Genomic DNA, 20051 nt, shown 5'->3' with positions numbered 1-20051 from the left:
CGCTTGGACCCGAGGCCACCCATGAACACCAACCACATTGCCCGCATCGCTTCCCTGGTCGGAGAACCCGCGCGCGCAGCGATGCTGCTGCAACTGATGGACGGCCGCCTGCTGACCGCCACGGAGCTGGCCCGGGCCGGGCACGTGTCGCCGCAGACCGCCAGCCGTCATCTGGCGCAAATGGTGGAGGCGGGCCTCATGGGTGTCGAACAGCGCGGGCGGCACCGCTACCACCGGCTCGCATCCGCCGAGGTGGCCAAGATGCTGGAAAGCATGATGCAAATCGCGGTCGAGTCGCCGGTGCGGCGCCGGGTGATCGTCGGGCCGCGCGATGACACGGTGCGCATGGCCCGCATGTGCTACGACCACGTTGCCGGCCGGCTTGGGCTCGCCATGGCCGAATCCCTGTTGGTCGAGCGGGCGATCGAGTTCGATGGCGAAGGCGGGCAGGTCACCGATCGACTGGGGGAGGTGCTCCAGCGCTGGGGACTGGCGCTCGATCCCGCGCCGCCGCCAGCGCGCAGCGCCCGGCCTTATTGCCGGCCCTGCCTGGATTGGAGCGAGCGAAAGATGCACCTGGCCGGGCGGCTCGGCGCGATGCTCTGCACGCATTGCCTGGAGAAGGGATGGCTGACCCGCGCGGCGTCGAGCCGGGCGTTGACGATCTCGCCCGAAGGCGCTCAGGTGTTCAGAGCCCGCCTGGGGCTCGATGCGTGGCGTCGCGTGACGGACGCGGACGCTAGATCTTGAACGCCCGCTGGATGTCCGGCCGCACCAGGTCCGCGTAGTCGCGGTGCTTGCGGATGTAGCCGGCGATGAACTGGCACACCGGGATCACGTGCTTGCCTTCGCTGCGCGCGGTGTCGAGCACGTGCTTGGCGAGGGTCGAACCGACGCCTTTTCCTTCATGCGCCTCGAGCACTTCGGTGTGCGTGAACATGATGGCGTCGGTCAGCAGGTTGTACTCGCAGTAGCCGGCGAGCTCGGTGCCGATGAAGGCCTCGTAGCGGTGCTTCTCGGCGTTGTTCGTGATCTGGATGTCGGGCATGGTGGGCTCGTGACGTAGGTTCAGGGGTTGCGGGAGAGGAAGGCCTTCAGGTTCGACGCGGCCGTGGCGCGCACCTTGCGCCGCAGGCTCGGCGACCAGCCCAGCAGCAGGCCCGGCAGGCCGAGCGCCTGGCGTGCCCAGGTCCAGAAGGCGAAGCGGTCGCGGTGCGTCGCGATCAGGCCGTCGGGCGTGAAGGTGAAGCGTGCATCGATCGCGTTGTCGACGATGCGGCCGGTGGCGCTGAAGAGGTAGTGGGCGTCCCAGTGCGCCCGGCCGCCGGTGGCCTCGGCCTGCACGTCGCGGTAGCGCAGCTGCCAGACGTGCGCGCCCTTGGCCTGCGTGCCGGCGCACAGCATCTTCCACATGCCGCCGATCTCGCGCGCGCCGCGCAGGTCGAAGACCTCGTCGCGGAAGCTCGCGTCCGGCGCGTAGCAGGCGGCCATGGTGTCGGCGTCCAGGCGCGCGAAGGCGTCGTAGAAGCGGCGGATCGTCTGTTCGCTGGCGTGCATGGTCCGTCCTTCTTCAGGGCTGGTCGAGCAGGGTGACCAGCGTCTGCAGCGCATGGGCCACCGTGGCCTGGCGCACCGTCGCGCGGTCGCCGTCGAAGCGCCGGCGTTCGGTGCGCGTGGCACCGCCCACCGACCAGCCGAACCACACGGTGCCCACCGGCTTGTCCGGCGAGCCGCCGGTCGGCCCGGCGATGCCGGTGACCGAGAGCGACACCTGTGCATGCGAATGGGCGAGGGCGCCCTCGGCCATCGCACGCGCGACCGGCTCGCTGACGGCGCCGTGTGCGGCGATCAGCGCGGCATCGACGCCGATCGACTCGTGCTTCGCCTCGTTGGAGTAGGTGACGAAGCCGCGTTCGAACCAGGCGCTGGAGCCGGCGCGTTCGGTGCACGCGGCGGCGATCAGCCCGCCGGTGCAGCTCTCGGCGGTGACGAGCATGGCGCCGCCTCGTTCGAGCAGCGCGGCCACGCGCGCGACCAGGTCGGGGAGGGAATCGTTGGCGTCGTTCATCGCCGGCGAGTATGCCGCGACCGACCGCCGGCTGGGTCTACCAGGCGCGCCACAGCGCGATGACGACCAGCGTGCAGAAGGCCGCCACCAGGTCGTCGAACAGAATGCCGAAGCCAGCGATGGCCCAGCGCATGTCCTCGGCCGCGGCACCCTTCTGCTTGCACAGGGCGTCGGCCCAGGCGATGGGGCCGGGCTTGGCCGCGTCGAAGATGCGGAACAGCACGAAGGCCGCGAACTGCGCCCACAGCCCGGCCGGCGTGACCAGCCAGAGGATCAGCCAGAAGGCGACCACCTCGTCCCACACGATGTGGCCCGGGTCGGCCACGTTCATGTGGCGCGCGGTCACGGTGCAGGCCCACCAGCCGATCGGCAGCGACGCGAGGATCACCCAGCCGATGGCGGCCGGCGACAGCCACAGCTGCATGACCACGAACGCGGCCCAGGCCCACAGCGTGCCGACGGTGCCCGGCGCCACCCGGGGCAGGCCGGAGCCGAAGCCCAGGGCGATCAGGTGCGCCGGATGCGAGAGCATGAAGCGGACCGTGGGATGCGCCACGGTAGCGAGAGGAGGAGAGGCGGACAAGGGCAAGGTCTCGTCAGGCAAAAGTTCAGGCAGCCATCAGGCGAAGTGGTCGAAGGCGCCGAAGCGCTGCGCGACCGGCGCGCCACCGGCATCGACGATGCGCAGGCCGCGCTCGGCCTTGATGCGGCCGATGCGCGCCACCGGCGTGTCGGCCCGTTGCGCGGCGGCGGCCACCGCGTCGCGCCGCTCGGCCGGTGCGGTGAAGAGCAGCTCGTAATCGTCACCGCCCGACAGCGCACACAGGCGCAGCAGCTCGGGTGTCAGACCAGCCGTCGCGGCGAGCGGATGGGCCGGCAGCCGCATGCGCGCCACCGCGGCATCGGCGTCGACCTGCGCCCCGACGCCGCTGGCCCGCAGGATATGGCCCAGGTCGCCGACCAGGCCGTCGCTCACGTCGACCGCAGCGGTCGCGATGCCTTGCAGCGCCTGGCCCAGCGCGGTGCGTGGCGTCGGCGTTTCCATGCGCTGGCGCGCGATGTCGAACAACTCGGCCGGCAGCCCCAGCGTGCCGCGGAAGACTTCGAGCGCCAGCCGCGCGTCGCCCAGCGTGCCGCTGACCCAGAGGTCGTCGCCGGCGCGCGCGCCCGAGCGCAGCAGCGCGGCGCCTGCAGGCACTTCGCCGAACACGGTGATGCAGATGTTGAGCGGGCCGCGCGTGGTGTCGCCGCCCACCAGCTCGCAGTCGTGCGCCTCGGCCAGCGCGAACAGCCCGCGCGAGAAGCCCTCGAGCCAGCCTTCGTCGACCGCCGGCAGCGAGAGCGCGAGGGTGAAGGCCAGCGGCTTCGCGCCGCACGCGGCCAGGTCGCTGAGATTCACCGCCAACGCCTTGTGGCCGAGGCGGGCCGGGTCCACGGTCGACAGGAAATGCCGGCCTTCGACCAGCATGTCGGTCGACACGGCCAGCTGCATGCCCGGTGCCGGGGCCAGCAGCGCGCAGTCGTCGCCCGTGCCCAATGGCGAGCGCCTCGCGGGCCGCGCGAAGTAGCGCGCGATGAGATCGAATTCGCCCATCGCGCTCATTTGGTCGGGTTCCTGAAACGCAGCGCCGCCTGCCGCACCACCTCGGCCAGCAGGTTCTCCTTGGCCTGCTTCTCGCGCAGCCAGCGCGCGTCGTTGCGGCTGGCCTCGACGTCGGTGCGCAACTGCGCGATCGACGAGGTGGCGTTGATCGCTTCGCTGTGCCATTCGAGCTGCGTCATCGTCATCAGGATGTGTTCGCGCAGCGGCATGTGCTCGCCGGTCGCCGGGTCGACGTACACCGCGTCCAGCCCGAAGCGGCAGGCCTGGAAGCGGTTGTAGGTGTAGACCAGGTAGTCGTCCTCGGTGGGCGTGAAGGGCTGCTCCTGCAGGAACCACGCCCCCAGCGACTGCACGTAGCCGGCCAGCGCGGCGGCGCGCTCGACGGTCAGCGGCGTGTCGAACACGCGGATCTCGATGGTGCCGAACTCGGGCTTGGGCCGGATGTCCCAGTAGAAGTCCTTCATGCTGCGGACCACGCCGGTGCGGGTCATCTTCGCGAAATAGGCCTCGAACTCGCGCCACGAGAGCGTGAAGGGCGCGCGGCCCGACAGCGGGAAGGCGAACACCGAGTTCAGCCGCGCCGAGTCGAACTGCGTGTCCTGCCCCTGCACGTACGGCGACGAGGCCGACAGCGCGATGAAGTGCGGGATGTAGCGCGACATGCGGTGCAGCATCAGCAGGGCCGCGTCGGCATCGGGGCAGCCGATGTGCACATGCTGGCCGAAGATGGTGAACTGCTTGCTCAGGTAGCCGTACAGCTCCGACAGCTCGCGAAAGCGCGGCTTGTCGTAGATGCGCCGCTCGTGCCATTGCTGGAAGGCATGCGTGCCGCCGCCGACCACCGCGATGTTGAGCTTGTCGGCGTTCTTCACCAGCGCGTCGCGGATCGGCGTGAGCTGGTCGATCACGTCCTGCGCCGAATGGCAGATGTCGGTCGAGATCTCGATCATGCTCGAGGTCATCTCGGGCACCACGCTGCCGGGCAGCGGGGTCTGCGCCATCAGGCGCAGCATGTCCTCGGCATAGGGCGCGAGGTCGTAGTCGTTGGTGTTGACCAGCTGCAGCTCGAGCTCCACGCCGAGCGACAGCGCCTCGGACTTGTTGAAGGGCTCGAGCGCGACGCTGCGGTCGCCCGGCCGCTTGGGCAGGTTGGCGATGCTCATCGTTGCGTCTCCCGGTCGTCGGTGCCGCGGAACACATCGGGCAGCCAGGGCTTGAGGCTTTCGCCGGAAGCATGGATGGCGACGGTGGCGAGCACCGCGCCCACCACCTCCATCACCAGGATGGCCGGCAGCGCGATCTGCGAGATCATCGCGCCGAGCAGCGGCGAAGCGGTGGCGAAGTTCGACGCGATCAAGAGCGCGATCGACGACAGCGGCGACATCGCGCAGCCGACCCAGAAGGCCTGCTTCCAGCTCGCGCCGCTGCCGGGGTTGGCGATGGCCACGCCGGCGATCTTGGCCAGCAGCCGCACGCCGATCACCGCCAGCACCAGGCTCGCCACCGGCAGGCTCCAGTCGCCCTGCGCGGCAACGATCGACACCAGCACGAACATCAGCATGGTCAGCAGCGATGCCGCCGTGCCCAGCTGCCGCGGCCAGGCCCAGGGCTTGGGGTTGAGCTGCTTGAGCAGGATGCCGCCGATGAGCGCGGCCAGCGGCGCGGCGCCGCCGAAATGCGCCGCGAGCGCCGCACCGACACCGATCAGCGCCAGCAGCAGGATCGAGGTGTTTTCGCTCGTCGGGCTCATCACGCGCAGCGCCGAACGCAGCGCCAGCGCCAGCACCGCGCCCACCACGAAGGACACGCCCAGCACCACCAGCACCGGGTAGAGCTTGTTCATGAGCCCGGCGGGGCCGCGCTCCAGCAGGCCGGCCTGTGCATAGCCGAGTGCGAGCGCGTAGAAGGTGTTGAGCGTGGCCAGCGTGAGCGCGCGTTCGGTCACGGGGCCGGAGCCGCGCGTGTCCATCACCACGCGGCTGAGCACCGCGGGCGAGGCGACGATGGCCATCAGCGCGACCGGGTTGGCCACGGGGTTGGGCACGCCCAGCCAGTGCAGCGTCCAGAACACGCCGAAGTAGGTCAGCGCCGATTCGAGCAGGCTCTGCAGCAGCACCATCGGGTTGTGGCGGAACCAGCGCAGCGGCAGCCGGCCGCCGGCCTCGAACAGCACGATGGCCACGCCCAGCTCCAGCAGGAACAGCGGAATGCCCTGCAGCGGCCACAGCGCGCCCTCGAAGCCGGCCAGGCCGACGACGGTGCCGACGATGGAATAGCCCACCACCTTGGGCATGCCCATGTAGCGCTGCACCAGATGGCCGGAGGCGGCCGCGGCCGCCAGCAGCAGCGACCACAGCACGGTGGGCAGGCCTGCGGACGGGCGCACCCAGTCGGCCCAGAAGCCGAGGAGGTCGGCGGGAATGAAGGACGTCATCGGGAAGGCAGGAAGAAGCTGGCCGGCCGGCTGCGCATGCGCGCCCAGATGGCGCGGCGGATGCGGGCCCGGTCGAGCCCGCTCACGCTGTGCGCGCGCAGCGCCAGGCGGAAGGCGAAATAGAAGCTCACGCCGACGTTCAGCGCACCGATGGCCGGCACGGCGGCCACGGCCCACCAGAGCGCAGGCTCGTGCAGCACGGCCGGGCCGAGCGAGGCGGCGGCCGCGCCGATCTGGCCGGCCGACAGCGTGACGTGGCGTACGTCGAGCCCGAGCCCGAAGAAGGCGGCGAACGCCGGCACCAGGCCCAGCATCAGGCCCAGCGAGATGTTCGACGCGAAACCGGAGACGTGTGTGCGCATGAAGTCGGCCCATCGGCGGGCGCGTTCGGCGCCGAGCATGGCACCGATGCGGGGGTTGTAACGCATGGCGGAGTCGAGGCGATGCAGGACGAAGGCATTTTCGGTCCAGCCCGCCACGATGCTGGCGGCGAACAATAACAGGCCGGTGAAACCGGCATAGAACAGCGTCGGGCCTGCCAGGGACAGCCCGTGCAGCACCTCCCGCGCATGCGCCGCGTCGATCAGCGGCCGGCCCAGCGCCCACTGGGTGCCGGCGCCGATGGCCAGCATCACCGGCACCACCGTGCCCACGTTGCCGAACACCGCCGCCACCTGCGAGCGCACCAGGTGCGTGACCTCGTCGACGAAGTCGTCGATGGCGCCGTCGGCCTTCAGGTCGCGCAGCTTGGCGGCCATCGCCGGCGCCGTCATGGCCGGCTGCTTGGTGGCGAGCGTCAGGTGCAGCAGCTGGATCGCGACGAAGCTGGCCGCGTACATCAGCCCCGACCCAAGGCCGGCCCAGAAGGCCGACAGGCCCAGCGCCAGGATGCCGAACTTCAGCAGCACCGTGATCGCCGTCAGCGCGCCGCCGCCGGCCGCCTTGCGCACCATCTGCAGGTAGGCGCCGCGGTCGCGGGTGATGTAGTGCTCGCCGGCTTCTGCGCTGCGCTCGGTCACCTTGGCCGCGAGCATCGACGAGTTGGTCGCGACCAGGGCGCGCAGGCTGTTGCGCTCGCCGCCGGCCGCCACCAGCCGCCCGATCAGGCGCGCTACGCTGGCGTGCGGCGCGGGCGCCATCAGGCAGTCAAGCAGCTCGCGGATGCGCAGCACGCGCTCGCGCAGCTGGCGCACGCGGAACACCAGGCCGACCGAGATGCCATGGTCTTCGAGGTGGGTGTACACCGACGAGGCGCCGGCGCGGCAGGCGTCGAGCCGGTCGCGGAAAGCGATGAAGGTGGCCTGCAGCTCGGTCTCGTCGAGGGTTGGGCGGAACATGGCGTCGCGCAGGTCGTCGAGCTCGGCCATGAGCGCGTGGAAGGGGCGCGCTGCGCGCGCCGCGTCGCTCATGCGCAGCCGCAGCTCGGGCGAGAAGCCGGCCGCGACCACCTGGCTGCTGCAGTAGGTCACGGCGTCCATCACGGTGTGGCGCCAGCGGGGCGTGTCGTGGTCCGGTGCGTCGGCCAGCACCGCGCCGATGCGTGCCAGCGCGGCGTCGTCGAGCAAGGCGATCCAGCGCGCATCGAAGTCGCCCGGCAGCACCATGCGGAACAGCTCCGACGCATCGGTGGTTTCGGGCGTGCCCGGCAGCAGCTTGCGGCGCAGGCGGTCGGTCAGCTCGCTCAGGAAGGCGGTGCGCGGGGCGAAGCCGTAGTCGGCCAGCAGCGTGGTCAGGTCCACATCGCGAATGAATGCGGCCCACCAGGCCTGCGCCTGGGCGCGCAGCGCGGGCCGGGCGTCGATGGCGTCGAGCAGCAGGCCGACGCGCGCCGCCGCGGCGCTGGGCGTGCTGCGGTCGCCGCGCAGCCAGTCGAAGAACTGGATCAGCCAGACGTGGCGCGCGGCCACGTCCGCCGCCGGGTCGAGCCGGGCGAGCAGGGTCGACAGATCGCGCGGGGCGCTCATCCGTGGGGGCGTGCGAAAACGTGCGAGAGCGCGAGCGTCAGTGCAGCACGCGCGAAGCGGGGGCGCCCGGGGCGTCGGCTTCCAGCAGGAACATGGGGACGGGCACGTCGAAGCGGTCGCCCGCCTCGCTCACGAAGAAATAGCTGCCGTGCATGGTGCCGCTGGGCGCCTGCAGGCGGCATCCGCTGGTGTAGCGGAAGGATTCGCCCGGCGCCAGCAGGGGCTGCTGGCCGATCACGCCGAGGCCCTTGACCTCCTGCGCGTGGCCCGAGACGTCGTTGATGAGCCAGTGGCGCGCGATCAGCTGCGCCGGCACCTTGCCCGTGTTGGTCACGGTGATGGTGTAGGCAAAGGTGTAGACGTGGTCCTCCGGGGAGGACTGGTCGGCGAGGTATCGCGGCTCGACGGCGATGTGCATGGCGGGCTGGGACATGCGGGGATGGTAACGGCTGCGCCCGGCCGCGCTGCGACAATGGCCGCCATGAGCAGCCCCACCTACCGCATCGCGCCCTCCATCCTCTCCGCCGACTTCGCGCGCCTGGGCGCCGAGGTGACCGACGTGATCGCCGCCGGCGCCGACTGGATCCATTTCGACGTCATGGACAACCACTACGTGCCGAACCTCACCTTCGGCCCGATGGTCTGCCAAGCCCTCAAGCCGCACGCCAAGAAGGCCGACGGCACGCTGGTGCCGATCGACGTGCACCTGATGATCCAGCCGGTCGACGCGCTGGCCGCCGCCTTCGCGCAGGCCGGCGCCGACTACATCAGCTTCCATCCGGACGCATCGCCCCATGTGCACCGCAGCATCCAGGCGATCCGCGCCGCAGGCTGCAAGCCAGGGTTGGTGTTCAACCCCGGCGCCGGGCTCGAAGCGCTCGACTGGGCGATCGACGACATCGACCTGATCCTGATCATGAGCGTGAACCCGGGCTTCGGCGGCCAGAGCTTCATCGATTCGGCGCTGCGAAAGATCGAGCAGGCACGCAAGCGCATCGAGCAGAGCGGGCGGGACATCCGCCTCGAGGTCGACGGCGGCATCAAGGCCGACAACATCGCCCGCGTGGCGTCCGCCGGTGCCGACACCTTCGTGGCGGGCAGCGCGATCTTCAACGCGAAGGACTACGCCAGCGTCGTCTCCGCGATGCGCGCCAACCTCGGCACGGTCGCCGTCAAGGCTTGACCTTGTCGTTGTAGACGCGGTCGGTCTCTTCCCCGCGGCTGGTGTCGACCACGCCGCGCTCCACATCGTCGTGGGCCCGCTTGCCGAGTTCGGTCGCCGCTGCGGAGCCGTCCTGGTTTTGCTGACTGCCGGACGATTCGTCGCGTTCGTGCGGCAGCTTCGGCGCCGACTCGCCGCCTTGCTCGACCTTGGTCTTGCCGTCCTGCTCGGGGCGCACGGCGTCGGTGTCGCGCGGCTGGTTGTCTTTGTTGTGGGGGGTGGTGGCCATGGCTTGCTCCTGTAGTTCCTTCTTGTGCCATGCGCTGCGGAAAAGCCCGGTAGGACCGCCGGGCCGGCCCCTGTAGGATCGTCGGCGATGGCCGATACACCGATTCACGACACCCTGCGCATCCACAGTTTCGCGTCCACCGAGCCCGGCCCGCGGCTCATCGTGCTGGGGGGCGTACACGGCAACGAGACCTGCGGCACCGTCGGCATCGAGCGCGCCGTCGCCGAACTCGACAGCGGTGCGCTGACCTTGCTGCGCGGCCAGCTCACGCTGGTGCCGGTGGCCAATCCGCTGGCGCGGCGGCTGATGCAGCGCGAGGGCGAGCGCAACCTCAACCGCTCGTTCCGCCCGAGCGCGGCGCCGGCCGACTACGAGGCGCGCATCACCAACCTGCTGTGCCCGCTGCTCGACCGCCACGAGGTGCTGCTCGACCTGCATTCCTTCCAGAGCGCGGGCGAGGCCTTCGCGATGATCGGCCCGCGCGACAACGCCGGCATGCTCGAACCCTTCGCACGCGCTGCCGAAGAGGGCCGGCTGGCGCTGCACATCGGCACGCCGCGCGTGGTCGAAGGCTGGCTCGACATCTACGCCGCCGGCCTGGCGCAGCGCGCGGGCGGCGCACCGGCCGACGACGCGGCGCTGGCCTTCGGCTGGGGCACCAACGAGTACATGCGCAGCCGCGGCGGCTACGGCGTGACGCTCGAATGCGGCCAGCATGCCGACCCGGCCGCGCCCGACGTGGCGCACGCAGCCATCCACTCGGCGCTGCGCCTGCTGGGCATGGTGGCGGGCGAAGCCGTCGCACCGCCGCAACCCGCGCTGCTGCGCCTGGTCAGCGTGACCGACCGCGACGACGACGACGACCAGTTCGTGCGCGAATGGGCCACCTTCGACCCGGTGGCCAAGGGCGAGCCCATCGCCGTACGCGCCGACGGCCGCGTGCTGCACGCCGAACGCGATGGCTTCGTGATCTTCCCGAACACCGAGGCGCAGCCGGGTGCGGAGTGGTTCTACTTCGCGGTGGAGAGCGACCGGCGGCTTTAGGCGCCTGCTCCTAAGCCGACGGCCGCCGAGGCGGCGTTCCTACATCGACCCGAAGCAGGGCGACGTAGTGTCGAAGACTGGAGGATTCCGCATGCCCGCTTCGCATTCACCCGCCCCCCGCGTCCTGTGGAAGGGCGCCATCAGCTTCGGCCTGGTGCACATCCCGGTCGCGCTCTATTCGGCCACGACCGACCACAGCATCGACTTCGACTGGCTCGACAAGCGGACCATGGACCCGGTCGGCTACAAGCGTGTCAACAAGAAGACCGGCAAGGAAATCGCGCGCGAGCAGATCGTCAAGGGCATCGCCTATGAAGACGGGCAGTACGTGGTACTCACCGACGCCGAGATCGCCGCCGCCTATCCGCGGACCACGCAGACCGTCGAGATCGAAACCTTCGTTCCGGCCGACAGCATTCCCTTCGTCTACCTCGAGCGGCCCTACTACGTCGCGCCGATCAACCGCGGCGCGAAGGTCTATGCGCTGCTGCGCGAGACGCTGCAGCGCACCGGCCGCGTGGGCGTGGCCCGCGTCGTGATCCAGACCAAGCAGCACCTCGCCGTGCTGGTGCCCTCCGGCCCCGGGCTGGTGCTGAACCTGCTGCGCTGGGGCGCGGACATCCGCCCGTGGAAAGACCTGCCGCTGCCCGCCGAAGGCGCCAAGGCCGCGGGCCTGTCGGAGCGCGAGCTCAAGATGGCCGGCGAACTGGTCGAGGACATGAGTTCGGAGTGGGACCCGGACGAATTCAAGGATTCGTTCAAGGACGAGATCATGCGGCTGGTCGACCAGAAGGTCGCGGCCGGCGACACCGAGTCCGTGACCCAGCCCGAGCCGTCGGAAGAGGGCGGCAGCAGCGGCGGCGCCAAGATCATCGACCTCACCGAGCTGCTGCAGCGCAGTCTGCGCAAGGGCGGCAAGGCGGCGAAGGGCTCGGATGCGGCGGAGGACGACGAGGCGCCAGCCAGTGCCAAGAAGTCCAAGCCTGCGGCCAAGTCGAGCGCCAAGGCCCGGAAGACGCCCGCACGCAAGGCGGCTTCGAAGGCCCCGGCCAAGGCGCCCGCGAAGCGCCGCGCCGCCTGAGGCGGGCCGCACCATGGGCGCACGCGAGGCACTCGCCCCCTACCACCGCAAGCGCGACTTCGCCAAGACGCCGGAGCCGCACAGCGGTGGAATGCCCGGCAAGGGCGTGCTGACCTTCGTGGTCCAGAAGCACCACGCGAGCCACCTGCACTACGACTTCCGGCTCGAGTTGGACGGCACCTTGGTGAGCTGGGCCGTGCCGAAGGGACCCTGCCTCGATCCGCAGGTCAAGCGCATGGCGGTGCATGTCGAGGACCATCCGATTTCCTACGGCGGCTTCGAAGGTACCATCCCGCCCGGCCAATACGGCGCCGGCACCGTGATCGTCTGGGATCGCGGCGAATGGCGGCCCGAGGGTGATGCGCGCCAGGCGCTCGCGGCCGGCAAGCTCAAGTTCGAGCTGCGCGGCGAGAAGCTGCGCGGCCACTGGACGCTGGTGCGCATGCGCGGCAAGGGCGAGAAGCAGGAACCCTGGCTGCTGATCAAGGAAAAGGACGCCGAGGCACGCGCGCTCGACGACTACGACGTGACCGAGGCGCTGCCGGACAGCGTGATCTCCGGCGCCTCCGTCGATGCGCCCAGGGCGGCGAAGAAGCCATCGGCAAAGACAGCCACCCGAAAGCCCGCAGCGCGCAAGCCGTCCACCCGCGCTGTCGCGCTTCCGGCGACCTTCGCGCCGCAGCTCGCCACCCTCGCCACATCGCCGCCGGGCGCCACCGACGATTGGCTCTGGGAACTCAAGTTCGACGGCTACCGGCTCCTCACGCACATCGACAAGGGCCGCGTGCGCTGCTTCACCCGCAACGGCCACGACTGGACCGACAAGCTGCCCGAATTGGCCGGCGCGCTGGCGCAGCTCGACATGACATCGGCCTGGCTCGACGGCGAGATCGTGGTGCAGGGCGAGAAGGACGCGCCCGACTTCCAGGCCCTGCAGAACGCCTTCGAACGTCATGCGACTGCGTCGATCGTCTACTGGATCTTCGACCTGCCCTTCCTCGACGGCGAGGACCTGCGCGAGCAGCCGGTCGAGGCGCGGCGCGAACGCCTGGCCGCCTTGCTGACGGACGATCTGGCGCCGCGGCTGCGCTTCAGCGAAACCTTCGATGCGCCGCCGCGTGACCTGCTGGCTTCCGTCAGCGCCCTGGGCTTCGAAGGCCTGATCGGCAAGCGCAAGGGGTCGGCCTACGTGTCGCGCCGCTCGTCGGACTGGATCAAGCTCAAGAGCCACCAGCGGCAGGAGTTCGTGATCGGCGGCTACACGGCACCCAAGGGTTCGCGGGCCGGCTTCGGCGCCTTGCTGCTGGGCGTGCACGACGACCAGGGCGCGCTGCACTACTGCGGCAACGTGGGCACCGGCTTCGACGGCAGCCGCCTGGCGGACATCAAGGCGCGCCTGGACAAGCTGGCCACCGACCGCTCGCCCTTCGTCGAAGGCGATGCCGGCGTGCCGCGTTCGGTGAAGGCGCAATGGGTCCAGCCGAAGCTCGTCGCGGAGGTGAGCTTCGGCGAATGGACGCGCGAGAACCGCGTGCGCCACAGCGTGTTCCAGGGGCTGCGCACCGACAAGCCGGCGCGGGAGGTCACCCGCGAGAAGGCGGTGGCCGTGGGCCACGCGGCCAAGGCCTCGGTTGTTCGAAAGAAGACTTCCATGAAGAAAACCAGCTCGACGGCCACGCCCCGCATCACGAACGCCGACCGCGTGATCGACACCAACAGCGGCGTCACCAAGGGCGAACTGGTCGAGTACTACGTGCAGGCGACCGAACTCATCCTGCCGCACCTCAAGGGCCGACCAGTGTCGCTGGTGCGCGCGCCCGAGGGCATTGGCGGCGAGCTGTTCTTCCAGAAGCATGCCAAGGGCACCGACATGCCCGGCATCACGCTGCTCGACCCGTCGCTCGACCGCGACCATGACCCGCTGCTCCAGATCGACCGTGCGCAGGGCCTGGTCTCGGCCGCGCAGATGAACGTGGTGGAGCTGCACACCTGGAACGCGACCTCTAGCGCGATCGATCGCCCCGACCGCATGACCTTCGACCTCGACCCGGGCGAGGGCGTCGACTGGGCGCACATGCAGGAGGCGGCGCTGCTGATGCGCACGTTGCTCGACGAACTGGGCCTGGTCGGCTTCCTCAAGACCAGCGGCGGCAAGGGGCTGCACGTGCTGGTGCCGATCCGCCGCCACTACGGCTGGGACGACGTCAAGGGCTTCTCGCAGGCGGTGGTGCAGCACCTGGCGCAGACCATTCCCGAGCGCTTCGTCGCCAAGAGCGGCCCGCGCAACCGCGTGGGCAAGATCTTCGTGGACTACCTGCGCAACGGCTTCGGCGCGACCACGGTGAGCGCCTGGTCGGTGCGCGCCCGCCCGGGGCTGGGCGTGTCGGTGCCGGTGGCGTGGGACGAACTCCCGTCGCTCAACTCGGGTGCGCACTGGACCTTGCAGACCGCACCTGGACGCTTCACCGTCGGCAACAAGCCCTGGAGCGACTGGGAGAAGGGGCGCAAAGGTCTGGCCAACCCGATGAAGCGGGTCGACTTCACGCCCGCAGGCGACTGAGCCTGCTCAGACGTTCGTCACCTCGTTCGTCACCACCTCGAAGTGGTTCAGCGTGTTGGCACCGAACACCATCGTGATCGGCACGTCCGCCGCGTCGCGCCCACGCGCGATCACGATGCGGCCGATGCGGGGCGTGTTGTGGCGCGCGTCGAAGGTGTGCCAGCGGTCGCCCAGGTAGACCTCGAACCAGGCGCTGAAGTCCATCGGGTAGGGCACGGGCGGGATCCCGATGTCGCCCAGGTAGCCGGTGACGTAGCGCGCCGGGATGTTCATGCAGCGGCACAGCGTGATCGCCAGGTGCGTGAAGTCGCGGCACACGCCCACCCGCTCGCGAAACCCTTCGAGGGCGGTGCGTGTCGCGCGGGCCTGCTGGTAGTCGAAACGCAGGTGGTTGTGCACGAAATCGCAGATGGCTTGCACCCGGTGCCAGCCCGGCGTGACATTGCCGAACTGCGACCAGGCGAAGGCCAGCAGTTCGCTGTCGACCTCGCAGTACCGGCTCGGCAGGACGAAGGCGAGTGTGGAAACCGGCAGATCGGCGGCGGCGTGCTCGATGGCGCCGTAGTCGACCGGATCGGGCCAACCGCTGTCGTAGACGACGGCGTTGTTGCGCAGCCGAACGCTGTTCACGCCGTAAGGCACGTGCACGCGGGCGCAGAAGTTGTCGAAGCTGTCCTGGTAGTGGTCCGTCTGCAGCGGCGGGCTGATGGTGATGTTCTCGCCGCCGTGGATGTCGCCGCTGCGTGACGGGTGCACGCGAAGCATGTAGATGAGCGCGGTGGGCGCGGTGACGCCGATTTCGATGTCATAACCGATCTGGATGAGCATGGCGTCGCTTCGCAAGAGTGAGGTGGAGAGGTAAAGCAGGTTCGGTGCCCGGTGTCGTCGAAGGTGCGGGCGGTGCGCCGATCCTAGGCCCGCATCGGCGACGCGGGCGCGTCAGCGCGCCGCAAGCGCGCGTAGGCCGAGGCTGATGCGTCGGCCCGCTCCTACCGGGATCGGCCACGCCCTCCCACAAGCGCGAGCGCGCGACCACTACGGCGTGGGGGTCGGAGACACCCTAGCCTCTCTGGGCACCCGAAAGACAGGCGCAGCTGGCCGACGACATCGGCCACGCCATTGCCCATCCCATCTTCCCGAAGGCCACCATGGATCTCTCCCCCCTGGTCAATTTGCTGAACAGCCCCCTCGTGGACGGGGTTCTGCTCTGGACCGTGGCTGCGGTGGCGAGTGTCGTCGGCCTCGTGGGGCTGGTGAATGCGCTGGACATGTACCTGGACACCGAGACGAGCTGAGCTTCCCCGGTGTCCGCGGGGCACCGTTTTACCGATCGATTCCAAGGACAAGAATGACCCCACGTAACAGGGCAGCGGCCGGACGCCGCCCGAAGGCCAGCGACGGCCCGAACAGCAAGCAACTGCAGCTGGCGGGCTTTACTCAGGAGACCACGTCGCAACTGACCACGAATCAGGGCCTGCACATCCCGGACAACCACAACTCGTTGAAGGCAGGCGTGCGCGGGCCGACGCTGCTCGAGGACTTCATCCTTCGCGAGAAGATCACCCATTTCGACCACGAGCGCATTCCCGAGCGCGCGGTGCACGCACGCGGGGCGGCTGCGCACGGCTATTTCCAGGTCTACAAGTCGATGTCGCAGTTCAGCTGCGCCGACTTCCTGCAGGACCCGGCGCAGAAGACGCCCGTTTTCGTGCGCTTCTCGACCGTCGCCGGCTCCCGCGGGTCGGCCGACACGGTGCGCGACGTGCGCGGCTTCGCGGTCAAGTTCTACACGCAGCAGGGCAACTACGACCTGGTGGGCAACAACATCCCGGTGTTCTTCATCCAGGACGCGATGAAATTCCCCGACCTGATCCATGCCGTGAAGCCCGAGCCGCATCACGAGATGCCGCAGGCCGCGAGCGCGCACGACACCTTCTGGGACTTCGCGTCACTGATGCCCGAGAGCACCCACATGCTGATGTGGGCCATGAGCGACCGCGCCATCCCGCGCAGCTACCGGATGATGGAAGGCTTCGGCGTCCACACCTTCCGCTTCGTCAACGCGCGCGGCGAGTCGCACTTCGTCAAGTTCCACTGGAAGCCCAAGCTGGGCATCCACGGCCTGGCCTGGGACGAGGCCCAGAAGATCGCCGGCAAGGACCCGGACTTTCACCGCCGCGACCTGTGGGAAGCCATCGAGAACGGCGACTTCCCTGAATGGGAACTGGGCGTGCAGATGATCCCGCAGGACAAGGAGCATTCGCTCGGCTTCGACCTGCTCGACCCGACCAAGCTGATCCCCGAGGAGCTGGTGCCGGTGCAGCGCATCGGCCGGCTGGTGCTCGACCGCAACCCCGACAACTTCTTCGCCGAGACGGAGCAGGTGGCCTTCCATCCCGGCCACGTGGTGCCGGGCATCGACTTCAGCAACGACCCGCTGTTGCAGGGGCGGCTCTTTTCGTACACCGACACGCAGATCTCGCGCCTCGGTGGGGCGAACTTCCACGAGCTGCCGATCAACAAGGCGGTGTGCCCTTTCCACAACTTCCAGCGCGACGGCATGCACCGCCAGACCATCGCGCGCGGTCAGGTCGCCTACGAACCGAACACGCTGGGCAGCGGTGCGGAGTACCGGGTCGACGGCGAAAGCGGGGGTTTCCAGTCCTTCCCCGAAGAGATCGAGACGCCGAAGATCCGCCGCCGCAGTGCGTCCTTCGACGACCACTTCACGCAGGCGCGCCTGTTCTTCAACAGCCAGACCATGGCCGAGAAGGAACACATCGTCGCGGCCTTCCGCTTCGAGCTGTCGAAGCTCGAGGTGCCCGCGATCCGCCAGCGCATGGTCGACAACCTGGCGCACGTCGACGAGAAGCTGGCACGCCGCGTGGCTGAGCCGCTGGGCATCGGTGCGCCCGACGCCAGGGCGGCGGCGGGACGGCCGGGCTTTCGCGACCACCGCATGGCCTTGGCCATCGAAGAGTCGCCCGCACTGCGCATGGCCGACACGGGCGACGGTTCCGTCAAGACGCGCAAGATCGCAATCCTCGCCGCTGACGGCGTCGATTCGGCCTCGCTCAAGCCGATCCGCGAGGCGCTCGAAGCGGCCGGTGCGCAATGCAAGGTCATCGGGCCGCGCCTGGGGACCGTGGCGAGCGCGTCGAAGCGACAGATCGAGGTCGACGCGACCTTCGCGGCCATGCCCTCGATCATGTTCGACGCGGTGCTGATCCCGGCCGGCAAGGACGGTGCGGCGGCGCTGCGCCAGAACGGCGAGGCGCTGCACTTCGCCCTGGAGGCCTTCAAGCACTGCAAGGCCATCTGCGCGGTGGGCGAGGGCGTGGCGCTATTGTCGCTGGTGGGCGTGAGCCCCGACCCGGCGTCCGCGCCCGCGGGGGTGGTGGTGGCCGACACGCCGGTCACGAACCTCGGCGACACGACCGCGGCGACGGACATCGCCACGGCTTTCATCGCAGCCATCGCCAAGCATCGGCACTGGGATCGCGCGAACATCGACGCCGTGCCGGCCTGAGGCCTCGTCCCGATGCGCACCGCGCGGTGCGCGTCGGGGAGAGCCAAATCACCCCGCGTTCTTCAGCGCCTTCTTGGCCTTTTCGCCCGAGTTCTGCGCGCGGTTCTTGTGGTAGCCGGACTTCACGTTGTTGACGGCCTTGCCCACGGGGCCGCTCTTTTTCGCTTCGTTGTCCGCGCGTTTCTCGTCGATCTTGTGCTTGGCCGCGTCGGTCGCCTCCGAGGCGGCCTTGCCGACCTGTGCGTGGGCGCCGCCCAGCAACGCGAGCGAGGTGATCGTGGCGAAAAGAATCTTCTTCATGGATGCTCCGGGGATGTGAACGATCCCTGATCTTTGCACCGCAGGCCGAGGCGCGTTGTCAGTCGGCGCCGCGACGGGCCGCGCGCCTCAGGAGCGCGTTCGGAAGTCGAAGCGCTGGTGAAAGTTCGCGCCGTTCGCCGTGCCCTGAAGGTCGACGCTGTAGCGCGCGTCGGGCGTCAGTTGGCCCCGCGGGACCATGAAGAACTCATGGCCGCTCTGCGGCACCGCATTGGTCCGAACGGGCACGACGGTGCCCGCACTGTCCTTGAGCGTGTAGCTCGTGACGTGGAGCTCGGCGCCCTCGTCGGCGCGCAGGTAGATCGGCGGCCCCATCTGCACGGTGGGGTCGGTGATCCGCGGGAAGGGGTTGGGTTCCTCGGTCGCCGGCGCAAAGGCGTAGTCGATGTCGACGCTGCCCTCGCAGGGGTAGCTCGCCACCTTGCCGGCACCGAGCAGCGGAAGCGTTTCCTGGCGGCCCAGGAGCACACCCAGACGCTGGTTGACCACGAGCGTCGTCAGGCCGTCCGACCCGATCTTCCGTTCTTCCTTCGTGACCGCTGCCAGCCCGCCGACGCGCGCGGCCACCATCGCGCCGCGCAGGTGCGCGACCGAGTTGAGCAGCGAACGCATGTCGCGCTCGCCGCGCTCTGCTGCCGTCGGCTGGGGCATGGGGTTGGCCGAGACGTAGGTCTCGGTCGATGCGGTCAGGAGCTCGACGACGGAGGGGCCATAGCCCGCGAACTGGGCGCGGTCGGTCGCCAGCGCGCCGGTATAGAACGGGTTGTTGACGTTGGCTTCGTCGTGGCCGGTGGCATACCTGCCGTCGCTGCCTTCGGCCAGCAGGTAGTTGCCGTGGGCACGCGAGGCTGCGTCGAGCCGGGTGTTCTGTTCGAGCGCACCGAAGCCGCATTGCGTGCGTGCCGCCTGGACATAGGTCCACGCGGCAAGCTCGCCCGAGCCTGCGGGATAGCTGGATGAGGGAAGTTCGTCGACCGACGACTGGACGGTGGCTTCGACCGTGGGCGCCACGGGCGAAGCAGCGGCTGGGCTGTCTCCCCCGCCACCACCGCCGCCTCCACCGCAACCGCCCAGGCCGAGCAGCGTGCCGATCAGCACGGCATACAGGGGGAGCGGCCGCGCGATCGACGCGGGGGGAAAACAACGGGATGGGCGCATGGACATACAACGAAAGCAATCAGAAGCGGCAAGCGTGCCCGCCGCATGCGAACTAAATTGCTAGCGGTTCGCGCTTTGCCGTGTAGGCCAAGGCGCACAGAACAGGCCCTAGCCGCGCTTGGGAATCAGCAGCCCGCGCGCCACCGCCGGGCGCGCGACAAAGGCGGCGAGCACGCGTGCGACATGGGGGAAGTCATCGAATCCCACCAGCTCACGCGCGTCGTAGAAGCCCACCAGGTTGCGCACCCACGGGAAGATCGCGATGTCGGCGATCGAATAGTCCGCGCCCATCATCCAGTCGCGTCCGGCCAGGTGCTTGTCGAGCACGCCGAGCAGGCGCTTGGACTCGGCCACGTAGCGGTCGCGCGGACGCTTGTCCTCGTAGTCCTTGCCGGCGAACTTGTGGAAGAAGCCGAGCTGGCCGAACATCGGACCGATGCCGCCCATCTGGAACATCACCCACTGCAGGCATTCGTAGCGGCCGGCTGCGTCCTGCGGGATGAAGCGGCCCGTCTTCTCAGCCAGGTACACCAGGATGGCACCCGATTCGAACAGCGCCAGCGGCTGGCCGCCCGGCCCGTGCGGATCGAGGATGGCCGGGATCTTGTTGTTCGGGTTGAGCGACAGGAAGGCCGGCGACATCTGGTCCTGCGTCTCGAAGCTCACCAGGTGCGGTTCGTAGGGCAGGCCCAGTTCTTCCAGCAGGATCGACACCTTCACGCCGTTGGGCGTGGGCAGCGAGTAGAGCTGGAGACGGTCGGGGTCTTGCGCAGGCCACTTCCGGGTGATGGGGAAGGCGGAGAGATCGGTCATGGATGTCCTTGGGAAAACGGGGTGTGGC

21 protein-coding genes are annotated in these 20051 nt (G+C 69.3%); 7 read left to right on the top strand and 14 right to left on the bottom strand.

Features of this window, described 5'->3' with window-relative positions; all coding sequences use genetic code 11:
* The first annotated feature begins 21 nt into the window (after positions 1-21).
* Positions 22-750: an ArsR/SmtB family transcription factor gene (locus tag QTH86_RS09020; RefSeq protein ID WP_286645013.1), complete on the top strand. Its 729-nt coding sequence runs from the start codon at positions 22-24 to the stop codon at positions 748-750.
* On the opposite strand, the gene QTH86_RS09015 is transcribed toward QTH86_RS09020, so the two are convergent.
* The 9 genes from QTH86_RS09015 to apaG form a co-directional block, all read right to left on the bottom strand.
* Positions 740-1048 (bottom strand): GNAT family N-acetyltransferase, encoded by a 309-nt coding sequence (locus QTH86_RS09015; protein WP_286645014.1) that lies wholly within the window; start codon positions 1046-1048, stop codon positions 740-742. The two genes, QTH86_RS09020 and QTH86_RS09015, sit on opposite strands and share 11 nt — an antisense overlap.
* A gap of 20 nt (positions 1049-1068) precedes the next feature.
* The gene (locus QTH86_RS09010; protein WP_286645015.1) at positions 1069-1557 is read right to left on the bottom strand and encodes a nuclear transport factor 2 family protein; all 489 of its coding nucleotides are present in this window, start codon (positions 1555-1557) and stop codon (positions 1069-1071) included.
* A 13-nt stretch (positions 1558-1570) separates the two neighbouring features.
* Positions 1571-2068 carry a CinA family protein gene (locus tag QTH86_RS09005; RefSeq protein WP_286645016.1) on the bottom strand — a complete coding sequence of 166 codons (498 nt, stop codon included), beginning with the start codon at positions 2066-2068 and terminating at the stop codon, positions 1571-1573.
* A 37-nt stretch (positions 2069-2105) separates the two neighbouring features.
* Entirely contained in the window at positions 2106-2600 is a 495-nt protein-coding gene (locus tag QTH86_RS09000) for a phosphatidylglycerophosphatase A family protein (protein ID WP_286646732.1), read from the bottom strand.
* A gap of 87 nt (positions 2601-2687) precedes the next feature.
* The gene (gene thiL / locus QTH86_RS08995) at positions 2688-3662 is read right to left on the bottom strand and encodes a thiamine-phosphate kinase (protein ID WP_286645017.1); all 975 of its coding nucleotides are present in this window, start codon (positions 3660-3662) and stop codon (positions 2688-2690) included.
* Positions 3663-3667: 5 nt separating this feature from the next.
* A complete protein-coding gene (locus QTH86_RS08990; protein ID WP_286645018.1) occupies positions 3668-4834 on the bottom strand; it encodes a YbdK family carboxylate-amine ligase in 1167 nt (388 codons plus the stop codon).
* Positions 4831-6105, bottom strand: coding sequence for a cation:proton antiporter (locus QTH86_RS08985; RefSeq protein WP_286645019.1), 1275 nt, complete (start codon positions 6103-6105; stop codon positions 4831-4833). Before QTH86_RS08985 ends, QTH86_RS08990 begins: the two co-directional genes overlap by 4 nt.
* Positions 6102-8069, bottom strand: a complete 1968-nt coding sequence (gene tlpB / locus QTH86_RS08980) for a transporter-like protein TlpB (RefSeq protein ID WP_286645020.1) — start codon at positions 8067-8069, stop codon at positions 6102-6104. Before tlpB ends, QTH86_RS08985 begins: the two co-directional genes overlap by 4 nt.
* A gap of 37 nt (positions 8070-8106) precedes the next feature.
* On the bottom strand, positions 8107-8502 hold the full coding sequence (apaG, locus tag QTH86_RS08975) for a Co2+/Mg2+ efflux facilitator ApaG/CorD (protein ID WP_286645021.1): 396 nt from the start codon (positions 8500-8502) through the stop codon (positions 8107-8109).
* Positions 8503-8550: 48 nt separating this feature from the next.
* On the opposite strand from apaG, the gene rpe reads away from it, so the two are divergent.
* Positions 8551-9252: a ribulose-phosphate 3-epimerase gene (gene rpe, locus QTH86_RS08970; RefSeq protein ID WP_286645022.1), complete on the top strand. Its 702-nt coding sequence runs from the start codon at positions 8551-8553 to the stop codon at positions 9250-9252.
* Here the strand turns inward: rpe and QTH86_RS08965 are convergent.
* Positions 9242-9520: a hypothetical protein gene (locus QTH86_RS08965; RefSeq protein WP_286645023.1), complete on the bottom strand. Its 279-nt coding sequence runs from the start codon at positions 9518-9520 to the stop codon at positions 9242-9244. The genes rpe and QTH86_RS08965 overlap by 11 nt on opposite strands.
* A gap of 87 nt (positions 9521-9607) precedes the next feature.
* On the opposite strand from QTH86_RS08965, the gene QTH86_RS08960 reads away from it, so the two are divergent.
* From QTH86_RS08960 to ligD, 3 genes are all read left to right on the top strand, one after another.
* Positions 9608-10564: a M14 family metallopeptidase gene (locus tag QTH86_RS08960; RefSeq protein ID WP_286645024.1), complete on the top strand. Its 957-nt coding sequence runs from the start codon at positions 9608-9610 to the stop codon at positions 10562-10564.
* A 91-nt stretch (positions 10565-10655) separates the two neighbouring features.
* Positions 10656-11645 (top strand): non-homologous end joining protein Ku, encoded by a 990-nt coding sequence (ku, locus tag QTH86_RS08955; RefSeq protein WP_286645025.1) that lies wholly within the window; start codon positions 10656-10658, stop codon positions 11643-11645.
* 13 nt (positions 11646-11658) lie between these two features.
* Positions 11659-14205 (top strand): DNA ligase D, encoded by a 2547-nt coding sequence (ligD, locus tag QTH86_RS08950; RefSeq protein WP_286645026.1) that lies wholly within the window; start codon positions 11659-11661, stop codon positions 14203-14205.
* 6 nt (positions 14206-14211) lie between these two features.
* On the opposite strand, the gene QTH86_RS08945 is transcribed toward ligD, so the two are convergent.
* The gene (locus QTH86_RS08945; protein ID WP_286645027.1) at positions 14212-15033 is read right to left on the bottom strand and encodes a transglutaminase-like domain-containing protein; all 822 of its coding nucleotides are present in this window, start codon (positions 15031-15033) and stop codon (positions 14212-14214) included.
* Positions 15034-15353: 320 nt separating this feature from the next.
* Here QTH86_RS08945 and QTH86_RS08940 point away from each other — a divergent pair, with 320 nt between their 5' ends.
* Together QTH86_RS08940 and katE are read left to right on the top strand one after the other, a co-directional pair.
* Positions 15354-15500 carry a hypothetical protein gene (locus tag QTH86_RS08940; protein WP_286645028.1) on the top strand — a complete coding sequence of 49 codons (147 nt, stop codon included), beginning with the start codon at positions 15354-15356 and terminating at the stop codon, positions 15498-15500.
* A gap of 53 nt (positions 15501-15553) precedes the next feature.
* Positions 15554-17734, top strand: a complete 2181-nt coding sequence (katE, locus tag QTH86_RS08935; protein ID WP_286645029.1) for a catalase HPII — start codon at positions 15554-15556, stop codon at positions 17732-17734.
* Positions 17735-17782: 48 nt separating this feature from the next.
* Here katE and QTH86_RS08930 read toward each other — a convergent pair whose 3' ends face one another.
* From QTH86_RS08930 to QTH86_RS08920, 3 genes are all read right to left on the bottom strand, one after another.
* Positions 17783-18034: a hypothetical protein gene (locus QTH86_RS08930; RefSeq protein ID WP_286645030.1), complete on the bottom strand. Its 252-nt coding sequence runs from the start codon at positions 18032-18034 to the stop codon at positions 17783-17785.
* A gap of 87 nt (positions 18035-18121) precedes the next feature.
* Complete coding sequence (locus tag QTH86_RS08925; RefSeq protein WP_286645031.1) at positions 18122-19210, bottom strand: hypothetical protein; 1089 nt, start codon at positions 19208-19210, stop codon at positions 18122-18124.
* 108 nt (positions 19211-19318) lie between these two features.
* Positions 19319-20023, bottom strand: coding sequence for a glutathione S-transferase N-terminal domain-containing protein (locus QTH86_RS08920; RefSeq protein ID WP_286645032.1), 705 nt, complete (start codon positions 20021-20023; stop codon positions 19319-19321).
* Positions 20024-20051: the final 28 nt, after the last annotated feature.

This window comes from Variovorax sp. J2L1-78, assembly GCF_030317205.1.
GTDB classification, from domain to species: Bacteria; Pseudomonadota; Gammaproteobacteria; order Burkholderiales; family Burkholderiaceae_C; genus Variovorax; species Variovorax arabinosiphilus.
This window is presented reverse-complemented; position numbering and strand designations above follow the sequence as displayed.

Coding starts and splice junctions, on each gene's coding strand:
- QTH86_RS09020 (WP_286645013.1), top strand. CDS start 22: ATGAACACCAACCACATTGCCCGCATCGCTTCCCTGGTCGGAGAACCC.
- QTH86_RS09015 (WP_286645014.1), bottom strand. CDS start 1,048: ATGCCCGACATCCAGATCACGAACAACGCCGAGAAGCACCGCTACGAG.
- QTH86_RS09010 (WP_286645015.1), bottom strand. CDS start 1,557: ATGCACGCCAGCGAACAGACGATCCGCCGCTTCTACGACGCCTTCGCG.
- QTH86_RS09005 (WP_286645016.1), bottom strand. CDS start 2,068: ATGAACGACGCCAACGATTCCCTCCCCGACCTGGTCGCGCGCGTGGCC.
- QTH86_RS09000 (WP_286646732.1), bottom strand. CDS start 2,600: ATGCTCTCGCATCCGGCGCACCTGATCGCCCTGGGCTTCGGCTCCGGC.
- thiL (WP_286645017.1), bottom strand. CDS start 3,662: ATGGGCGAATTCGATCTCATCGCGCGCTACTTCGCGCGGCCCGCGAGG.
- QTH86_RS08990 (WP_286645018.1), bottom strand. CDS start 4,834: ATGAGCATCGCCAACCTGCCCAAGCGGCCGGGCGACCGCAGCGTCGCG.
- QTH86_RS08985 (WP_286645019.1), bottom strand. CDS start 6,105: ATGACGTCCTTCATTCCCGCCGACCTCCTCGGCTTCTGGGCCGACTGG.
- tlpB (WP_286645020.1), bottom strand. CDS start 8,069: ATGAGCGCCCCGCGCGATCTGTCGACCCTGCTCGCCCGGCTCGACCCG.
- apaG (WP_286645021.1), bottom strand. CDS start 8,502: ATGTCCCAGCCCGCCATGCACATCGCCGTCGAGCCGCGATACCTCGCC.
- rpe (WP_286645022.1), top strand. CDS start 8,551: ATGAGCAGCCCCACCTACCGCATCGCGCCCTCCATCCTCTCCGCCGAC.
- QTH86_RS08965 (WP_286645023.1), bottom strand. CDS start 9,520: ATGGCCACCACCCCCCACAACAAAGACAACCAGCCGCGCGACACCGAC.
- QTH86_RS08960 (WP_286645024.1), top strand. CDS start 9,608: ATGGCCGATACACCGATTCACGACACCCTGCGCATCCACAGTTTCGCG.
- ku (WP_286645025.1), top strand. CDS start 10,656: ATGCCCGCTTCGCATTCACCCGCCCCCCGCGTCCTGTGGAAGGGCGCC.
- ligD (WP_286645026.1), top strand. CDS start 11,659: ATGGGCGCACGCGAGGCACTCGCCCCCTACCACCGCAAGCGCGACTTC.
- QTH86_RS08945 (WP_286645027.1), bottom strand. CDS start 15,033: ATGCTCATCCAGATCGGTTATGACATCGAAATCGGCGTCACCGCGCCC.
- QTH86_RS08940 (WP_286645028.1), top strand. CDS start 15,354: ATGGATCTCTCCCCCCTGGTCAATTTGCTGAACAGCCCCCTCGTGGAC.
- katE (WP_286645029.1), top strand. CDS start 15,554: ATGACCCCACGTAACAGGGCAGCGGCCGGACGCCGCCCGAAGGCCAGC.
- QTH86_RS08930 (WP_286645030.1), bottom strand. CDS start 18,034: ATGAAGAAGATTCTTTTCGCCACGATCACCTCGCTCGCGTTGCTGGGC.
- QTH86_RS08925 (WP_286645031.1), bottom strand. CDS start 19,210: ATGCGCCCATCCCGTTGTTTTCCCCCCGCGTCGATCGCGCGGCCGCTC.
- QTH86_RS08920 (WP_286645032.1), bottom strand. CDS start 20,023: ATGACCGATCTCTCCGCCTTCCCCATCACCCGGAAGTGGCCTGCGCAA.